This window comes from Leclercia pneumoniae, from assembly GCF_017348915.1.
Taxonomy (GTDB): domain Bacteria; phylum Pseudomonadota; class Gammaproteobacteria; order Enterobacterales; family Enterobacteriaceae; genus Enterobacter; species Enterobacter pneumoniae.
On sequence record NZ_CP071383.1, the window covers coordinates 2160225 to 2179047 of the forward strand.

An 18823-nucleotide genomic window follows, 5' to 3' on the forward strand; every position below is an offset into this window, starting at 1 on the left:
CCAGCACGGAGGCTGGCCTTAGACATGATATGTCGATTAGAACTGGTAGGTCAGACCCAGTGCAACGATGTTGTCGGTTGCAATCTTGGCTGCTGAATTGGTGAATTCAGTGTCGTCCAGCAGGTTGATTTTGTAATCAGCGTAGGTAGACATGTTTTTGTTGAAGTAGTAGGTTGCGCCCACTTCAATGTACTCAACCAGATCCTGGTCGCCGTAAGAACCGATGTCTTTACCTTTGGATTTCAGGTAAGAAACGGACGGACGCAGACCGAAGTCGAACTGGTACTGAGCAACCGCTTCAAAGTTCTGGGTTTTGTTGGCGATGTAACCGCTACCGAAGGTAGTCATGTTACGGGTCTCAGAGTAGGTGGTTGCCAGGTACAGGTTGTTTGCGTCATATTTCAGACCCGCTGCCCATACGTCTGCTTCATCGCCGCCAGCGTTCAGATTGTTAACTGCTGCACGAACCTGCGCATCGGTACGGTCAGATTTCGCATAGGTTGCACCAATGCCAAAACCGTCCATTTCATAGGTAGAGGAGAGACCCCAGCCGTCGCCGTTCGCTTTGGTGATGTTTGCACCGTAGAGTTTTTGGCTATCAGAACGCTCATTTTTGCCCTGATACTGAACCGCGAAGTTCCAGCCTTCCACCAGACCGAAGAAGTCGGTGTTACGGTAGGTCGCTACGCCAGTAGTACGGCCAGTCATGAAGACGTCAGTCTGGGTCCAGGTGTCGCCGCCGTATTCCGGCAGAACGTCGGTCCATGCGCCGATGTCATATGCAACACCGTAGTTACGGCCGTAGTCGAAGGAGCCGAACTCGTTGAATTTCAGACCAGCAAAGGCCAGACGGGTTTTGTTACCGTCAGAACCCTGAGATTCAGCATTGTCACCGCGGAATTCATATTCCCACTGACCAAAACCGGTCAGCTGATCGTTGATCTGAGTTTCACCTTTGAAGCCCAGACGAACATAAGTTTTGTCGCCGTCGTTATCGGTGTCGTCAGAGAAATAGTGCAGACCTGTCACTTTACCGTACAGATCCAGTTTGTTGCCGTCTTTGTTATAAACTTCGGCTGCGTTTACTGCGCCAGCCGCCAACAGGGTAGTCACTGCCACTGCAACTAATTTAAGTTTCATTGCTTGTAATCCTTATAATTTTCTTTTAAGCACACCCTCAACCCTTGATGAACGAGGCCGCTCGTCAATGGCACGCTATTTTTAAGATTCTTGCTGCATCGTTTCAATAATAAGTTTCAAATTATTAATCTTAATTTCAATTAGTGTGATCGCGATCGGTAAAATGAGCGCATATATTGCAAAATTCGCTTAGAAAATGTTCTGAAATTTATTTGGTGCCGTAATTTATTATTAATCTATTTATAGTCTTGGAGGGGTTTTGTTTCGTAGGGAAATTAGCGGAGCAGGTGTGCGAAATTTGATCGGCTCAAGACATTTAATTAGTCAAAAACAGTGGGTTAACCAGCGGCCAGGCTATATTTTATACATTTTTCTTTGAAATATTCAGAAACATACTATTGCACTTCGTGCTATATCGCACGTGAGTATTAGGAGTCAATTAATTACATCTGTTGTCAATAAATGTAAGTTCAATGAAATATTTATTTACGACGGAAACAAATATAAACAAACACACAACGTAGCGGCTAGTGTTTACCTAAATATTCTGAGGAGAGATCACATTTTATTTTACAACTGAGGCGCCCCTCCCCGCGGGAGGGAGCCAAACCGTTAATTGCGCGTGGCATACCAGCAGAGCAGCGACCCGGCGCAGACCAGTAATGCACCCTGCCAGAAGGTGAAAGAGAGAGGCGCGCTCAGTAGCGCGGCGGCAAGGGCGGCAGATAACACCGGTGTGAAATAGGAGACTGTCGCCAGCAGGGAAACATTTCCGTGCAGGATACCAATATTCCAGGACGCATAGCCGATACCCAGAGCCATGCCGCACAGAAGCAATTTGAAAACGATCGGCAGGCTAAAGGTCATCTCCGGCTGGTCGCTCAGCAGATATTTCATCCACAGCGTCAGGGCGGTGAGTAACACAAAGAGCGTAATGCCATTCTGACCCTTAGCATATTTGCGGGTAACGGTGCAGTAGGCCGCCCAGATAAACGCGCCGGCAAAGGCGAGGCCATAGCTCAGAGGATTTGAGAGAATATTGCTGACTATTTCATCAACATGCAGACCCTGTTCACCTCCTAATACCCAACTTACGCCGAAGAGTGCGATGAGTAATCCGGGCACTACCCACAGGCTGCTTTTCTGCCCGTTGAAGAGAATAGCAAAAACAATGGTCAGACTTGGCCAGAGATAATTCACCATCCCCACTTCAATCGCCTGATGGCGAGTACTGGCATAACCGAGCGACAGCGCCAGACATATTTCGTAGCTGACGAATAGCACGCTACCAGCAATCAGGTAGCCTGGCGTAAAACGGCGAAACGACGGGAACCCAACAATTAGCCAACATAATAAGCCGCTCAGAGTATAAATCATTGCCGCACCACCCACCGGCCCCAGTCCTTCGCTGACGCTCCGAATAAGTCCCACCATGGTGCTCCATAGCACAATGGCGAGCAGGCCGATCAGCGTGGCTTTTTTCCTGTCCATATCTCTCCCCGAGGCATTGAAATAAAGGGAAAAGTTTATAGCACCCTTTGAGCCGCTTTCGCGAATGAAACGTAAGCGAGCTAATACCAACGGGTTAAGCAAAACGGCTCATCGTGACAATTAAGAGGGCGAACTCAGGTGACTTTGATTTGACGCAATAAAAACAGGGGCTTTGCTGATAGTTTGCGGCGCGAAGAGTTATCAGAAAAAGAGGACAGCAATGGACGTCAGCCGCAGACAGTTCTTTAAAATCTGCGCGGGCGGTATGGCCGGGACTACAGCAGCAATGCTGGGATTTGCGCCCAAAATGGCGCTGGCTCAGGCACGCAACTACAAACTGTTGCGCGCTAAAGAGATCCGTAACACCTGCACATACTGCTCCGTTGGATGCGGGCTATTAATGTATAGCCTGGGTGATGGTGCGAAGAACACCAAAAAGGCGATTTATCATATTGAAGGGGATCCGGATCATCCGGTAAGCCGCGGGGCACTGTGCCCGAAAGGGGCGGGGCTGTTGGATTACGTTCACAGCGACAACCGTCTACGCTATCCGGAGTACCGCGCGCCAGGCTCCAATAAATGGCAGCGCATCTCCTGGGATGAGGCCTTCTCCCGAATTGCAAAATTAATGAAAGCCGACCGCGATGCCAACTTTATTGAAAAGAACGCACAGGGCGTCACGGTTAACCGCTGGCTTTCCACCGGGATGCTTTGTGCATCCGCGGCAAGTAATGAAACCGGCATGCTGACGCAAAAGTTTGTGCGCTCCCTCGGCATGCTGGCGGTAGATAACCAGGCGCGCGTCTGACACGGACCAACGGTAGCAAGTCTTGCTCCAACATTTGGTCGCGGTGCGATGACCAACCACTGGGTTGATATCAAAAACGCGAATGTCGTGGTGGTGATGGGCGGTAACGCCGCTGAAGCCCATCCGGTGGGGTTCCGCTGGGCGATGGAAGCAAAAAACAACAACGACGCAACGCTTATCGTCGTCGATCCGCGCTTTACGCGTACGGCATCGGTGGCCGATATCTATGCGCCTATTCGCTCCGGTACGGACATTACGTTCCTCTCTGGGGTACTGCTGTATCTGATCGAAAATAACAAAATTAACGCGGAATACGTTAAGCACTACACCAACGCTAACCTGCTGGTGCGGGATGATTTTGCCTTCGAAGACGGGCTGTTCAGCGGCTATGACGCGGAAAAACGCCTGTACGATAAATCCTCCTGGAACTACCAGTTCGATGAAAACGGTTATGCGATGCGCGATGAAACACTAACGCATCCGCGCTGCGTGTGGAATTTGCTCAAACAGCACGTGTCCCGTTATACGCCGGAGGTAGTGGAAAACATCTGTGGTACGCCGAAAGCGGACTTCCTGAAAGTGTGTGAAGTGCTGGCCTCAACAAGTGCAGCAGACAGAACCACCACCTTCCTGTATGCGTTGGGCTGGACACAGCATACCGTGGGTGCGCAGAACATCCGCACCATGGCGATGATCCAGCTGCTGCTTGGCAACATGGGGATGGCGGGCGGTGGGGTGAACGCGCTGCGCGGCCACTCCAACATTCAGGGTCTGACTGATCTTGGGCTGCTCTCCACCAGCCTGCCGGGATACCTGACGCTGCCGTCAGAAAAACAGACCGATCTGCAAAGCTATCTGGCGGCAAATACGCCAAAAGCGACGTTACCGGATCAGGTGAACTACTGGAGCAACTATCCGAAGTTCTACGTCAGCCTGATGAAATCTTTCTACGGCGATGCGGCGCAGAAAGAGAACGACTGGGGCTTTGACTGGCTGCCGAAGTGGGATCAGTCCTGGGACGTCATCAAGTATTTCAACCTGATGGATCAGGGCAAGGTAACGGGCTATATCTGCCAGGGCTTTAACCCTGTTGCCTCGTTCCCGGACAAAAACAAAGTGGTTCGCAGCCTGAGCAAGCTGAAGTACATGGTGGTTATCGATCCGCTGGTGACTGAAACCTCGACCTTCTGGCAGAACCACGGGGAGTCTAACGACGTGGATCCGGCCTCGATTCAGACCGAGGTGTTCCGCCTGCCGTCCACCTGCTTCGCGGAAGAGGATGGCTCTATTGCCAACTCTGGCCGCTGGCTGCAGTGGCACTGGAAAGGCCAGGATGCGCCGGGTGAAGCACGTAACGATGGCGAAATTCTGGCGGGCATTTACCACCGTCTGCGCGACATGTATCGCACGGAAGGCGGCAAGGGCATCGAGCCGCTATTGAAGATGAGCTGGAGCTATAAGCAGCCGGATCACCCTGAGTCAGAGGAAGTGGCCAAAGAGAACAACGGCGTTGCGCTGGCGGATCTCTATGATGCTAACGGTAACCTGCTGGCGAAGAAAGGTCAGCTGCTGAACAGCTTCGCGTTGCTGCGTGATGACGGCACCACGGCTTCCTCGTGCTGGATTTATACCGGCAGCTGGACCGAGCAGGGTAACCAGATGGCCAACCGCGACAACGCAGACCCATCAGGTCTGGGCAATACGCTGGGCTGGGCATGGGCGTGGCCGCTTAACCGTCGCGTGCTCTACAACCGTGCGTCGGCGGACATCAACGGCAGGCCGTGGGATCCAAAACGGATGCTGATCGCGTGGAACGGATCGAAGTGGGCGGGGAACGATATCCCGGACTTCAACACCGCCGCGCCGGGCAGCAACACCGGTCCGTTCATTATGCAGCCGGAAGGGCTGGGGCGTCTGTTTGCCCTCGACAAACTGGCGGAAGGGCCATTCCCGGAACACTACGAGCCGATGGAAACGCCGCTCGGCACCAACCCGCTGCACCCGAACGTGGTCTCCAGCCCGGTGGTGCGTATCTACGAAGACGACGTGCTGCGTTTAGGTAAGAAGGACAAGTTCCCGTACGTGGGGACCACCTACCGCCTGACCGAGCATTTCCACACCTGGACCAAACACGCGCGGCTCAACGCCATCGCGCAGCCGGAACAGTTTGTGGAGATCAGTAAAAATCTGGCGAAAGCGAAGGGGATTGCCAACGGCGACCGCGTGAAGGTGAGCAGCAAGCGCGGCTTTATACGCGCCGTTGCGGTGGTGACCCGTCGTCTGCAGACCCTGAACGTACACGGTCAGCAGGTGGAAACCGTCGGTATTCCGCTGCACTGGGGCTTTGAAGGGGTGGCGCAGAAAGGCTATATCGCCAATACCCTGACGCCTAACGTCGGCGACGCCAACTCGCAAACGCCGGAGTACAAAGCGTTTCTGGTTAACATCGAGAAAGCGTAAGGAGCGATAAGATGGCGATGGAAACACAAGACATTATTAAACGCTCCGCGACCAATGGCATCACTCCCGCGCCCCGCGCGCGGGATTACAAGGCCGAAGTTGCCAAGCTTATCGATGTGTCATCCTGTGTGGGCTGCAAAGCCTGCCAGGTGGCGTGTTCAGAGTGGAATGATATCCGTGACGAAGTGGGCCATTGCGTCGGGGTCTACGATAACCCGGCGGATTTGAGCGCCAAATCCTGGACGGTGATGCGCTTTAGCGAAACCGACCAGAACGGCAAGCTGGAGTGGTTGATCCGCAAAGATGGCTGTATGCACTGCGAAGATCCGGGCTGCCTCAAGGCTTGCCCGTCTGCCGGCGCGATTATTCAGTACGCCAACGGCATCGTGGATTTTCAGCAGGACAACTGTATCGGCTGCGGCTACTGCATTGCGGGCTGTCCGTTTAACGTCCCACGTCTTAACAAAGAGGATAACCGGGTCTATAAATGCACCCTGTGTGTGGATCGCGTCAGCGTTGGGCAAGAGCCGGCCTGCGTGAAGACCTGTCCTACGGGCGCCATTCACTTCGGGACCAAAAAAGAGATGCTGGAAGTGGCGCAGCAGCGCGTCGACAAGTTAAAAGCGCGCGGTTACGCCAACGCGGGGATCTACAATCCGCAGGGGGTCGGGGGGACACACGTGATGTATGTGTTGCACCACAACGACCAGCCGGAACTGTACCACAATCTGCCGAAAGACCCGGCGATTGATACTTCGATCAACCTGTGGAAAGGGGCGTTGAAACCCCTCTCTGCGGCGGGCTTTATCGCCACCTTTGCCGGGCTGATTTATCATTATATTGGCATTGGTCCGAACAAAGAGGTGGATGACGACGAGGAGGAGCATCATGAGTAAGTCAAAGATGATTGTGCGCACGAAATTTATCGACCGCGCCTGTCACTGGACGGTGGTGATCTGCTTCTTCCTGGTGGCGGTATCGGGAATTTCGTTCTTCTTCCCGACGCTACAGTGGCTGACCGAAACCTTCGGTACCCCGCAGATGGGGCGCATTCTGCATCCGTTCTTCGGCGTGCTGATCTTCGTGGCGCTGATGTTTATGTTCGTGCGCTTCGTACACCATAACATTCCGGACAAGCAGGATATTCCGTGGGTGAAGGGGATTGTTGAGGTCCTGAAAGGGAACGAGCATAAAGTCGCAAAAGTGGGGAAATATAACGCCGGGCAAAAAATGATGTTCTGGACCATCATGAGCATGATTTTTGTGCTGCTGGTGACGGGCGTCATTATCTGGCGTCCTTATTTTGCCCACTTATTCCCGATTCAGCTGGTGCGTTATAGCCTGCTGATCCACGCGACGTCTGCCATTATTTTGATCCATGCCATTCTGATCCATATGTATATGGCTTTCTGGGTTAAAGGGTCGATTAAGGGGATGATTGAAGGGAAGGTAAGCCGCCGCTGGGCGAAGAAACACCATCCGCGCTGGTATCGGGATGTGGAACGTCTGGAAGCGAAGAAAGAGAGTGAAGAGGGGATAAACTAACCCGGCCGTGCGCCGTCGGCAGAGTCCGGCGGCGCTTTGCGGGTCATGTATTGGTGATTAAAGCATCAATGCTTGCGATAACACGACTTCGTGCACTCTGTAAATTACAGACATAGTTTTTCTTATTGAGCTTATTTTTATCTATATGAGTCATACCAGGTGTATTCAGGAACAACTTCTCGAATTCAATGTTCACCAGAGGAGTTGCAGAGTGAATATGGCTATTCAGATGAATACGATAACTTAATGGTATAATAAGCCTCGTTGATAAGTCGTCATACCAATCATGTTGAATGATCATAAAATAGGGTTGATACTCGCAAGTCCTGCCCGATGGGTTGCGGTAAATATCGAACTGATATCCCATCAAATCCCTCCGAAATAGGGATCATCTGACAATAGCCCCGCTTTTGCTGTAAACGCATTCATAGCTTTAATAAATTCTTTGTCGTGCTGGCCTGGCGGTAATTTATCATCTTTGTGCAAGGCGGGAAGCGGCATCGCTGGGCTTAGATGCTGCTGAGTACAGCGATTTTCTTTCTCGTTTGCTTTCATTTTTCACCTCCTGTGTTGGTGCGGTTATTATCAACCGCAGCCGACAAAAGACAATAGCACTTCTCCTGGCAAGAGTGATTCTTGCGAGGCGTCTTCCAGTAATTTTAGAAGCGCTCCGCAATATACCTGAACGGATATTTCGTCGGTTTTATCTTGCCTATTTTTCGCTTCGGTAAATCCATCGGCTTAATATGCAGATCTTTATACGGAATCTGTGACAGCAGATGCGAAATAATATTCAGGCGAACGCGCTTTTTATCTTCTGAACGCGCCACAAACCAGGGCGCCCAGGCGGTGTCGGTGGCTTCAAACATGGCGTCGCGGGCGGCAGTATATTCATCCCACATATTGAAGGATTTAATATCCATCGGGGAGAGCTTCCAGGTCTTGCGCCCGTCGTTAATACGATCGCGAAGCCGGCGCTCTTGCTCTTTCGGCGTAACCTCAAGCCAATACTTCAGCAAGATAATGCCTGCATCCACCATGGCCTTTTCCATTACCGGGGTGCCATCAAGAAATTTTTCGACTTGATCCTCAGTACAGAACCCCATCACGCGTTCTACACCGGCGCGGTTATACCAACTGCGGTCAAAGATAACGATCTCGCCGGCAGAAGGCAGATGAGGCACATAGCGCTGCATGTAGAGTTGGCTTTTCTCTTTTTCGGTTGGGGCAGGGAGAGCCACAACCCGAAATACTCGCGGGCTGACGCGCTCGGTGATGGCTTTGATGGTACCGCCTTTACCGGCACCATCTCGCCCTTCAAAGACGATGCAGACTTTTAAGCCTTTTGCGACCACCCACTGCTGCAATTTAACCAGCTCCACGTGCAGTCGGCGCAGCTCTTTTTCATACGCTTTGTTTTTAAGCGGCGCAGTGGGAGTGGCATCCGCGGCGGCCTTGCTCTTTTTCTTCTCTGCCATGTTGCGATCCTCGATAGAGTTGCAGGTTCATTGCGTGCTAACACCTTGAAGTGTAATCGTGGCGTGGCAGGCTGGCGGAAAATATTCACACCCTACCCGAAATAATGGATGAAACGGTCAGCGGACAGTTTTGAACTGGCTCACACAGTAAGATTGGCCGATAATGCGCGTTGCAATTTATTAACAAGTGGTCGTGGTATGAAAAAAATCATTTTTTCGTTGGCACTTGGCACCTTCGGCCTGGGTATGGCCGAATTTGGCATTATGGGTGTGTTAACTGAACTGGCGCAGGATACCGGGATCTCCATTCCCTCTGCGGGCAATATGATCTCGTTTTACGCTTTTGGCGTAGTGATTGGCGCGCCGATCATCGCGCTCTTCTCCAGTAAGTTTTCCCTGAAGAGCACGCTGCTCTTTCTGGTGGCGCTCTGCGTGGCAGGTAATGCCATTTTCACCTGCGCAAACTCCTATACCATGCTGGCGCTGGGCCGTCTGATCTCGGGTCTTCCGCATGGTGCTTTCTTTGGCGTCGGGGCCATTCTTCTTTCTAAAATCGCGCCGCCGGGTAAAGTCACGCTGGCCGTATCCGGAATGATTGCCGGCATGACGGTCGCCAATCTGATGGGCGTGCCGCTGGGCACCTGGATTGGCCAGACCTATCATTGGCGTTACACCTTCGCCCTGATTGCGCTTTTCGATGCGCTGGTGATCCTTTCCATACTCTTATGGGTGCCTAAGCTCTACGATAAAAGCGAAGCCCGCCTCACCGAGCAGTTCCATTTTTTGAAGAAACCTGAGCCCTGGCTGATCTTTGCCGCGACCATGTTTGGCAACGCAGGGGTGTTTGCCTGGTTTAGCTTCGTTAAACCCTTCATGGTTAACGTCTCTGGTTTCTCTGACCTGTTTATGACCTTCATCATGATGCTGATGGGGCTGGGGATGGTGCTCGGCAACCTGCTCAGCGGCAAGTTATCCGGACGTTTCAGTCCGCTGCGCATTGCCGCCACAACAGACCTGGTGATTGTCTTGTCCCTGTTGCTGCTGTTCACTTTCGGTGAGAACCAAACCGCCTCGCTGGTGATGGGCTTTATCTGCTGCGCCGGACTCTTTGCACTCTCTGCGCCGTTGCAGATTTTGTTACTGCAAAACGCCAAAGGCGGGGAATTGCTGGGGGCGGCAGGCGGCCAGGTGGCCTTTAACCTTGGCAGCGCAATTGGGGCCTGGTTCGGTGGATTGATGATTACGCTTGGCTACAGCTGGGACTATGTCACGCTGCCCGCAGCCCTGCTGTCGTTTGCCGCAATGTCCTGTTTATTGATGTACGGATATCGGAAATCAAGAGGGGCTCATTCCAGCGCCAGCGCGGTAGCCTGATGCTTTTCAGGCCCGTCTGGTTTCATGCAGAATGTAAAACAACCGCCCATGAGGGCGGTTGGCGATATTAAACAAATTTTGCCAGCGGATCGCCGGCGGCAAAGGCAATCGCGCGGTTTGCCGCCGGTGGGTAGATGAGTTCGTTAGTAATGGCGATTTTGATTTTTTTCGCCTCCTCACGCACGCTCTTCACCGCCTGTTCCCAGCCCTCTGTGTAGACCGCGCCCCAGCCCCCGAGATCCAGACAGGTAACATAATTAACCTGACGATAAGGGTGAGGCGCGGCGTTCAGCAGGCTGGCCGCCGCATTATGACCGGCGAATTTTCCAAGCTGGATCGCATGCTGGCAGGTCATCAGCGCGGTATTACCGAGCTCGTCGGTTTTCGCATGTGCCGTATCGCCGGTGGCATAGACGTCGGGAAGTGCCGGGATTTGCAGTAAATCATTTACGCGCAGACGCCCCTGCGCATCGCGTTCAGCGCGGATCTGCTGGGTGAGGGGATGCGCCTCCACACCGGCGGTCCAGACCACGGTAGACGATTCAATATGTTCGCCGCCTTTTAGCGTTACGCCCGTCGCGTCGATGGACTCAACTTCGCTGTTCACGCGCCATTCAACGCCCAGCCCAATGCTGGCTTCCGCGATGACCTGACTCAGTGCCTCGCTGAAACGTCCGCCGATTTTATCACCGCGCTCAACTACGATAACTCTGGTCTGGGTATCATCACCAAGACGTGCACGCAGACGTGCCGGTAATTCGGTCGCCAGCTCAATGCCGGTAAAACCGCCACCGCAGACCACCACCGTATTTCGCGCAAGGCTCGCTGGCTGATTGACCAGTTCGTCGAGGTGTTTTTCAAAGATTTGCGCAGATTCCATCTGGTCGATATCAAAAGCATACTCTGCCAGGCCGTTAATGGCAGGACGACGGATTTGGCTGCCGGTTGCCAGGATCACACGGTCATAGTTCCTGAGCGACGTGCCGCCATCCTGTGCGCGGTACCAGACCGTTTTTTCAGTAGTATCAATGCGTTCTGCGTGACCTGCGATAAATTCGACATCAAGCTCGGCATAGAGGTCGCTTAATGGGGCACGTAGCCCGGCGACATTTTCCTCGTAAAAACGCGGACGCACGCGCAGCTCGGCGGCGGGGGCCAGCACGGCGATCTGAAGGTCATCGCTGCTACTCAGTTCAGCTACACGCGCAGCACTGACCGCCGCCCACATTCCGGCAAAGCCGCTGCCCACAATCAAAAGTTGCTTCTTCATCTTCGTTCCTTAAACGCGTCAGGCTCTATGTCTGACCTGACTCCAACTATACTTGTCGTAGTTAACTGCGACAATAGTTTTCTGAGTTAAGCGCAAGCACGAATTTTGGATTGCAATAAATATTCTTGTTAAATAACAGGTTAGGACTGCTATCTGGTTCGGACTAGTTTTCAGAAGGACGCTAACGCTATACTAACCAGGATTAATCATTACGGAGTTACGCATGGCCTTTTACAGTTCCGGTGTGGAATACGGTATTCACAGCCTGATGTGCATGGTGGATGCAAAGGGCAATGAGCGCGAAATGAGCGTGCGGGAAATGGCCGAACTGCAGGGCGTGCCTTATGACTACCTGGGCAAAATATTCACGCGCCTCTCCCGCGCCGGGCTGGTCATCAGCACCGAAGGTAAGGGCGGAGGGTTTAAGCTGGCGCGTGCGGCCGAGCTGATCACCGTGCTGGATGTGGCGCATGCCATCGATGGCCAGAAGAACATGTTCGAATGTCGCGAAGTGCGACAGCGGCTGGCGCTGTTTGATGAAGCCCCTCCCGCATGGGCCTGCGAAGGGCCGTGCGGCGTCCGTTCGGTGATGGACAGTGCGCAGCAGCGGATGGAAGAGGAGTTATCCCGGCATACCATTCTGGATCTGGCACGCAAGATGTTCCGTAAAGCGCCGGATACCTTTCAGATTGAAGTGCAGGAGTGGATTGCCGACAGGCGCAGTTCTAACTGAAAGCGCCCTCGTCCTAAGACGAGGGTTAAGACTTACTGGCGGAAATCAATCACCATACGGCCACGGATCTGGCCCTGTTCCATCTCTTTGAAAATGGCGTTGATATCACCCAGCGGACGCAGGGCCACTTTCGGTACCACTTTTCCTTCCGCAGCAAACTGGAACGCTTCGGTCAGATCCTGGCGCGTGCCCACCAGAGAGCCTACGACCTGGATGCCATCCAGCACCAGACGTGGAATGTCCAGGCTCATCGCTTCGGGTGGAAGGCCCACGGCAACCACGCGGCCACCGGCACGCACGGCATCCACCGCTGAGTTGAAGGCCGCTTTTGCCACTGCGGTCACCACGGCAGCATGGGCACCACCGGCCTTCTCCTGAACGATCTTAGCTGCATCTTCGGTGCGCGAGTTGATGGTGAGATCAGCCCCCATCTCCGCCGCCAGCTTCAGCTGTTCGTCATTGACATCAATGGCAATCACTTTGGCGTTAAAGACATTCTTAGCGTATTGCAGCGCCAGGTTCCCCAGGCCGCCCAGGCCATAAATAGCAATCCACTGGCCGGGTTTGATGTCTGAAATCTTCACCGCTTTGTAGGTAGTCACTCCGGCGCAGGTAATGCTGCTGGCTTCTGCCGACCCCAGACCGTCCGGCACCTTGACCGAGTAGTCGGCGGTAACGATGCACTCTTCAGCCATGCCACCGTCCACTGAATAGCCGGCGTTCTTTACCGTGCGGCATAAGGTTTCGTTGCCCGAGTTACAGTATTCGCAATGACCACATCCTTCAAAGAACCAGGCGACGCTTGCACGGTCACCCACCTTGAGGGAGGTGACGCCCGGCCCAACTTCTTTCACGACCCCGATACCTTCATGCCCGAGAATCACCCCGGTTTTGTCACCAAAATCGCCATTTTTAACGTGAAGATCGGTATGGCACACGCCACAGCACTCCATCTTCAGCAGCGCTTCGCCATGCTTGAGTGCGCGAAGAGTTTTGTCGGTCACGTCCACATGATGGTCTTTTGTCACAACTGCAGCTTTCATATGTTTCTCCATGTTCATGATGAGATCTGCGAGGCAGGTCCGGCATATCGTACTAACGACATACCTCTTAAGGATTAATTCTTTCAATCAATCCGGCAAGGGCAGAGCAACATAATGTAATAATTTAGTCGGTATTTTGCCTGGTGAGAGGGGGTGAATGATTAATAACTATGATGAATGGTTGGCTATCGGTTTCGTCAATAAACCGTCATGTTTCTGACATTTTTGCTCCGTAAGGTGTTGTCTTCCTAATAACCAAAGAGTTAAAAGACAATGCATCTGGTCAAAAAAGTGCTCGCCGTGAGCCTGCTGTTATCTGCCTCCGTTCAGGCCCAAAATATTCTTGAGTTCCCGCAGCCGGAGAATAATCCGGAAGAGTTTTACGCGGTCACTGAAATCCCGGCTGGCGGGATTATTAAATACGAAACCGATGCCAAAACGGGCTTTATCATTGCCGATCGTTTCCAGTCTATGCCGGTGGCCTATCCGGCGAACTACGGGTCCCTGACCCAGTCGCTGGCAGGGGATGGCGATCCGCTGGACGTGGTGTTTTATACCCGTGCGCCGATGGCGCCCGGCACCCTGATCAAACTGCGCGCCATTGGCGTGCTGAAGATGATCGATGGCGGTGAAAAAGATGACAAAATCGTGGCCGTACCGGCAAGCAAAATCGACCCGACCTACGATGACATTAAAGAGCTGAGCGATCTGCCGAAGATTGAGCAGCAACGTCTGGAAGCCTTTTTCCGCGTCTATAAGGAGCTGCCGGAAGGGCGCAAAAAAGTGGAGCTGAATGGCTTTAACGATGCCGCGACCGCGAAGCAGGAAATTAAACAGGCATGGGATGCCTGGAAAGCGAAACCTGCGCAATAACTGCTATGCAGCCCGGCGGCGCAAGGCCGCCGGGCTGTGGTTTATAGCTGTGCCGTTAGCCTGTCGATGGCCTCACGCCACTGCGCCTGCAGCAGCGGTTTCTGATGTTTAGGCTTGCGCGCCAGATCTTCTGCAAGCAGTGTCTCCAGCGCAATCAGCCGTTCCAGCAGATCCTCGTTTTCCTCGTGTTGAACGTCAACGGAGTCGTCAGCTACCGCCGGAAGTTGGACGCTATGGCGCAGACGCTCAAATACCGCGTCGGCATCATGCCACTCGCTAAGCTTACCGTCCTCAATGAGCCAGAAGCGATTACAGCTCTGGCGTATTAACTGACGATCGTGGCTCACCAGCAGTACGCCGCCCTCGAACTGCTCCAGGGTCCCGGCCAGCGCCTCTTTGCCTTCCATGTCCAGGTGGTTGGTCGGCTCGTCCAGCATCAGCAAACTAAATCGCGCCAGCGTCAGCCCAACGAACAGCAGCCGCGAACGCTCGCCGCCGCTCAGGGTACTCACAGCCTGACCGTGCCGTATCCACGGGAAGCCAGCGCTAATCAGGGCCATTTTGCGACGCTGAGGATCGGCAGCGAAAGGCGCCAGTGCTTCCAGCAGGCTGGCGTCATCCGGCAGTTGATGCAGGGTCTGGTCGTAATAACCGAGCGTAACCCGCGGGTGGATATTCAGTGCCTCAGTGGCTTGCCCGGCGATAAATTGCTGCCAGATAAGCCTCATCAGCGATGATTTCCCGCAGCCGTTACGCCCAACTATGGCTACCCGGTCGCCGCTTTTTAGCCGGGCGCTATCCAGCGTAAAGAGCGGGCTCAGGCCCGGCGCGGGCGGCACCGCAAGAGTTGTCATCTCCAGAAGACGGTCAGCACGCAGGGCGTCGCCACGCAGGGTTAACGTCCAGGGTGAGCCTGCCGTCAGATCGGTCTGACTCTCTTTAAGCCGTTCGACCTGACGTTCCATCTGCTTCGCTTTGCGGGAGAGATCTTCGTTGTCATAGACCTTGCCCCAGGTTGCCAGCCGTTTGGCGCTGGCGGCGATCCGGTCAATCTCTTTCTGCTCGGCTTTGTGGCGAAGTGCATCGCTTTCGTCCCGCTCAGAGAGTGCGCGGCGCGCCTGGGTGCAGGGAAGGGCGAAGTAGTGCAGGCGCTGGTCGCGCAGGATCCAGCTGCCGTTGGTCACCGCATCCAGCAGTTGTCTGTCATGCGAAACTAGCACAAAGCTCCCCGTCCAGCGCTGTAAAAACGTCTCCAGCCAGAGCAGCGTAGGCAGATCGAGGTGGTTACTGGGTTCATCCAGCAGCAAGAGATCGGGCTCGCGAATCAGCGCTCGCGCCAGCAGCAGACGGGTATGCTGCCCGCCGCTGAGCGTCGCTGACGTTAACGCCAGATCCTGACTGGCAAAACCCATGCCGGCAAGTAACGTTTCTGCCCGCCAGCGCAGGCTGTCACGCTCGGGTGCAGGGAGTTGTGCCAGTACCGCGTCCAGCAACGTCAGCGGATAGAGCGCCTCCGGAAGGTGCTGTTCCACTCGCGCCATCAGGCAGTGTCCGGCCAGCGTCACCGTGCCCGTAAGTGGCGAGTCGGTGCCGTCGAGGATCTTCAGAAGGGTACTTTTCCCGCAGCCGTTATCGCCCAGCAGACCAATGCGGTCGCCTTTTTTCAGCGTAAAGGAGAGGTTGTCGAAAAGCGTGCCAAACGCCGTATCAACACGAAGGGATTGTGCAGTTAGTAATGTGCTCATTTGCTTACTCAAGAGTTACAGGCATGAGAATGCCTCGTCAAACAACGCTGACGATAACCCGGTAAGCCCGAGAGAAGGGTTTAGTGAATGGTATCTTCGCTCAAGCCGAAGTTATCGCAGCACGATATCGATAACGCTTGAGCAGGTGCGATCACCATAAGTACGTGAAAACAGAAAGATTTCACAGTACAGCATAATTAGCCTCCTTATATATTCATTAGATTTATGGGTAAGGGGAGTGTAGCGGGACGGAAAGGTTTTGGCTAGCGGTGAAAGGGCAAAGTAACGGGTAAGGCACAGAGCGTCAGCAAAAAAAACGGCAACCGAGGTTGTCATTGCCGATCGGTTAAGCACGGTGGAATTGTTCCGTTCACCGCAGAGGAAGCGGCATAACGCAGAGATGCCTTAGTGAACGGAACCTTTCCACTCTACTGTCTTAGCGACGCCGGATTGCTTAACTGACTGGCATGACAACCGACGTTACCGTTACGATCTTAAATCGATGTACGACGATAACTCCGGTACTCCGGCATCCAGAAATTATCATCAATCGCCTGCTGCAACGCATCGGCGGAGGTCTTCACCGCCACGCCTTGCTGTTGCGCCATCTTGCCCACGGCAAACGCAATTGCGCGGGAGACCACATGGATATCCTTCAGCTCAGGCAGGACCAGCCCCTCTCCGTTATTGACCAGAGGAGAGTGCTTGGCCAGGGTTTCACTGGCTGACATCAGCATCTCGTCAGTAATGCGCGAAGCACCAGAGGCAATGACCCCAAGGCCGATACCCGGGAAAATGTAAGAGTTATTGCACTGGGCAATCGGGTAGGTTTTATCCTTCCACACCACTGGCGCAAACGGGCTGCCGGTCGCGACCAGCGCGTTCCCTTCGGTCCAGGCGATAATGTCCTGCGGCGTCGCTTCCACACGAGATGTCGGGTTAGAGAGCGGCATCACGATCGGGCGAGCGCAATATTTGTGCATCTCGCGGATGATCTCTTCGGTGAAGAGACCCGTCTGGCCAGAGACGCCAATCAGGATATCCGGCTTAACATTACGCACCACGTCAAGCAGAGAGAGGACTTCGTTGTCGGTATCCCAGTTTTTGAGGTTGTCGCGCTTCTGCACCAGTTTGCTCTGGAACGGCAGCAGATTTGGCATCGCGTCGGTCAGCAGACCAAACCGATCCACCATAAAGACGCGTGAACGGGCCAGCTCTTCGCTTAATCCTTCCCGCTGGGTCTGGGCGATAATTTGCTCGGCGATACCACACCCGGCAGAACCCGCGCCCAGGAAGACGATCTTCTGGTAACTCAGTTGACTGCCTGCCGCACGGCTGGCCGCGATCAGGGTACCCACCGTGACGGCAGCGGTGCCCTGGATGTCATCGTTGAAAGAGCAGATCTCATCGCGATAGCGGTTAAGCAGCGGCATGGCGTTCTTCTGGGCAAAATCTTCGAACTGCAACAGCACGTCCGGCCAGCGATGTTTAACCGCCTGGATGAAGTCGTCCACAAACTGATAATACTCTTCATCGGTAATACGCGGGTGACGCCAGCCCATATAGAGTGGGTCGTTGAGCAGCTGCGGATTATTGGTGCCCACATCCAGAACTACCGGCAGGGTATACGCCGGGCTGATGCCGCCACAGGCGGTGTAGAGCGACAGCTTGCCGATAGGGATCCCCATTCCGCCAATGCCCTGATCCCCCAGGCCGAGGATGCGCTCCCCGTCGGTGACCACAATGACTTTAATGTTGTGATTCGGCACGTTCTGCAGAATATCGTCCATGTTGTGACGATTCTGGTAAGAGATGAACACCCCGCGGGAACGACGATAAATTTCAGAGAAACGTTCGCAGGCGGCGCCAACGGTCGGGGTGTAGATGACCGGCATCATTTCTTCGAGGTGGTTTTGTACCAGGCGATAGAAGAGGGTTTCGTTGGTGTCCTGAATATTGCGCAGGTAGATGTGTTTATCAATTTCAGTCTTGAAGCCCTGGTACTGGATCCAGGCGCGTTCCGCCTGTTCTTCAATGGTTTCTACCACTTCGGGCAACAGGCCGAGCAGGTTGAAGTTGCTGCGCTCTTCCAGGCTAAAGGCGCTGCCCTTGTTCAGAAGCGGGAACTCCAGCAGGACAGGGCCGGCATAGGGGATGTAAAGGGAACGATGTTTTTTCAGTTTGTTGTCCATGTCACTCACTTAATTTTTGAATATCCGGTCCCTGGCATTGTCGTTTTTCAGCATCGATGGCCTGGCTTCAGGGCTGCGGTGGGGGGTAGTATAAATGAGGTGAATATTAATTTCCGCACTCTGGAAACAAAAACGCCACCGATAAAATCGATGGCGTTTCGCATCACAGTGTGTGCTTTATTTATCTGCGTGGCGCTTTCTGCCGGTCGCATGGGTGGTAACTGACTCCTGATTGTTTTCAATCACCACTTTTCTCTGGTTAGAGAGTTTGTAGTTCAGCCCCAGAATGTGACGTGCCTGACGGTTCGATTTCATCTTAACTCCTCAATCCTGTTGATAGTTTTAAGGACCAGTCTGCTTACGCAAACGAAATATAACCATGAAGGTTGCCCATTGAGCTTAGCAGGCTTTTATAAAGCTGCGTGCTGACCGCTAACCACGTAGTTAATGGTCTGCTGGTAGATATCACTGAGGATGTCATTGTCTGACGCTTCGACCCATTTGGTCAGCTCCATCAAAATGTCATCTTCGGTGACAGCACCCATTTCGGCACGTAAACCCTGTGCAATGGCATTTACCAGTTCCGGCTGTGCGGAAGAGTTGGTCGCAGAATAATAATTAAACATGTTGCCTCCGTGTCGTTCTCTGTTTAATGGTACGGCTCGCAAAAA

At 53.6% G+C, this 18823-nt stretch carries 17 protein-coding genes; 6 read left to right on the forward strand and 11 right to left on the reverse strand.

Features of this window, described 5'->3' with window-relative positions; all coding sequences use genetic code 11:
• Positions 1–36: 36 nt before the first annotated feature.
• Positions 37–1140 (reverse strand): porin OmpC, encoded by a 1104-nt coding sequence (gene ompC / locus JZ655_RS10400; protein ID WP_207293773.1) that lies wholly within the window; start codon positions 1138–1140, stop codon positions 37–39.
• A gap of 612 nt (positions 1141–1752) precedes the next feature.
• Positions 1753–2631, reverse strand: coding sequence for an aromatic amino acid DMT transporter YddG (gene yddG / locus JZ655_RS10405; RefSeq protein WP_207293774.1), 879 nt, complete (start codon positions 2629–2631; stop codon positions 1753–1755).
• A 220-nt stretch (positions 2632–2851) separates the two neighbouring features.
• Between yddG and fdnG the strand changes: the two genes are divergently transcribed.
• Genes fdnG through fdnI form a run of 3 tightly spaced genes read left to right on the forward strand, consistent with a single transcriptional unit; the run spans position 2852 to position 7444 of the window.
• Positions 2852–5899 (forward strand): formate dehydrogenase-N subunit alpha, encoded by a 3048-nt coding sequence (fdnG, locus tag JZ655_RS10410; RefSeq protein ID WP_207293775.1) that lies wholly within the window; start codon positions 2852–2854, stop codon positions 5897–5899.
• Positions 5900–5910: 11 nt separating this feature from the next.
• Positions 5911–6795: a formate dehydrogenase subunit beta gene (gene fdxH / locus JZ655_RS10415; RefSeq protein ID WP_207293776.1), complete on the forward strand. Its 885-nt coding sequence runs from the start codon at positions 5911–5913 to the stop codon at positions 6793–6795.
• Positions 6788–7444, forward strand: a complete 657-nt coding sequence (gene fdnI, locus JZ655_RS10420; RefSeq protein ID WP_040075646.1) for a formate dehydrogenase-N subunit gamma — start codon at positions 6788–6790, stop codon at positions 7442–7444. Before fdxH ends, fdnI begins: the two co-directional genes overlap by 8 nt.
• 43 nt (positions 7445–7487) lie before the next feature.
• Here fdnI and JZ655_RS10425 read toward each other — a convergent pair whose 3' ends face one another.
• The 3 genes from JZ655_RS10425 to ppk2 all read right to left on the reverse strand — a co-directional run bounded on the left by JZ655_RS10425 (position 7488) and on the right by ppk2 (position 8922).
• Entirely contained in the window at positions 7488–7811 is a 324-nt protein-coding gene (locus JZ655_RS10425; RefSeq protein ID WP_040075648.1) for a CcdB family protein, read from the reverse strand.
• Complete coding sequence (locus tag JZ655_RS10430; RefSeq protein WP_040075649.1) at positions 7811–7999, reverse strand: type II toxin-antitoxin system CcdA family antitoxin; 189 nt, start codon at positions 7997–7999, stop codon at positions 7811–7813. The genes JZ655_RS10425 and JZ655_RS10430 overlap by 1 nt, the downstream gene beginning before the upstream one ends.
• Before the next feature lie 104 nt (positions 8000–8103).
• Complete coding sequence (gene ppk2, locus JZ655_RS10435) at positions 8104–8922, reverse strand: polyphosphate kinase 2 (protein WP_040075650.1); 819 nt, start codon at positions 8920–8922, stop codon at positions 8104–8106.
• 198 nt (positions 8923–9120) lie between these two features.
• Here ppk2 and araJ point away from each other — a divergent pair, with 198 nt between their 5' ends.
• Entirely contained in the window at positions 9121–10296 is a 1176-nt protein-coding gene (gene araJ / locus JZ655_RS10440; protein WP_207293777.1) for an MFS transporter AraJ, read from the forward strand.
• Positions 10297–10363: 67 nt separating this feature from the next.
• On the opposite strand, the gene JZ655_RS10445 is transcribed toward araJ, so the two are convergent.
• Positions 10364–11566 (reverse strand): NAD(P)/FAD-dependent oxidoreductase, encoded by a 1203-nt coding sequence (locus tag JZ655_RS10445; protein WP_207293778.1) that lies wholly within the window; start codon positions 11564–11566, stop codon positions 10364–10366.
• Positions 11567–11789: 223 nt separating this feature from the next.
• Here JZ655_RS10445 and JZ655_RS10450 point away from each other — a divergent pair, with 223 nt between their 5' ends.
• On the forward strand, positions 11790–12299 hold the full coding sequence (locus JZ655_RS10450) for an RrF2 family transcriptional regulator (protein WP_040075653.1): 510 nt from the start codon (positions 11790–11792) through the stop codon (positions 12297–12299).
• Positions 12300–12331: 32 nt separating this feature from the next.
• On the opposite strand, the gene adhP is transcribed toward JZ655_RS10450, so the two are convergent.
• A complete protein-coding gene (gene adhP, locus JZ655_RS10455; RefSeq protein ID WP_040075655.1) occupies positions 12332–13342 on the reverse strand; it encodes an alcohol dehydrogenase AdhP in 1011 nt (336 codons plus the stop codon).
• A gap of 273 nt (positions 13343–13615) precedes the next feature.
• Between adhP and JZ655_RS10460 the strand changes: the two genes are divergently transcribed.
• Entirely contained in the window at positions 13616–14215 is a 600-nt protein-coding gene (locus JZ655_RS10460; RefSeq protein WP_046885431.1) for an inorganic diphosphatase, read from the forward strand.
• 41 nt (positions 14216–14256) lie between these two features.
• Here the strand turns inward: JZ655_RS10460 and JZ655_RS10465 are convergent, their stop codons facing one another.
• The 4 genes from JZ655_RS10465 to bdm all read right to left on the reverse strand — a co-directional run bounded on the left by JZ655_RS10465 (position 14257) and on the right by bdm (position 18778).
• Positions 14257–15960: an ABC-F family ATP-binding cassette domain-containing protein gene (locus JZ655_RS10465; RefSeq protein WP_207293779.1), complete on the reverse strand. Its 1704-nt coding sequence runs from the start codon at positions 15958–15960 to the stop codon at positions 14257–14259.
• 494 nt (positions 15961–16454) lie between these two features.
• Positions 16455–18152 carry an NAD-dependent malic enzyme gene (locus JZ655_RS10470; RefSeq protein WP_040075658.1) on the reverse strand — a complete coding sequence of 566 codons (1698 nt, stop codon included), beginning with the start codon at positions 18150–18152 and terminating at the stop codon, positions 16455–16457.
• Positions 18153–18329: 177 nt separating this feature from the next.
• On the reverse strand, positions 18330–18467 hold the full coding sequence (gene sra, locus JZ655_RS10475) for a stationary-phase-induced ribosome-associated protein (protein WP_040075659.1): 138 nt from the start codon (positions 18465–18467) through the stop codon (positions 18330–18332).
• A gap of 95 nt (positions 18468–18562) precedes the next feature.
• Positions 18563–18778, reverse strand: coding sequence for a biofilm-dependent modulation protein (gene bdm / locus JZ655_RS10480; RefSeq protein WP_040075660.1), 216 nt, complete (start codon positions 18776–18778; stop codon positions 18563–18565).
• Positions 18779–18823 lie beyond the last annotated feature (45 nt).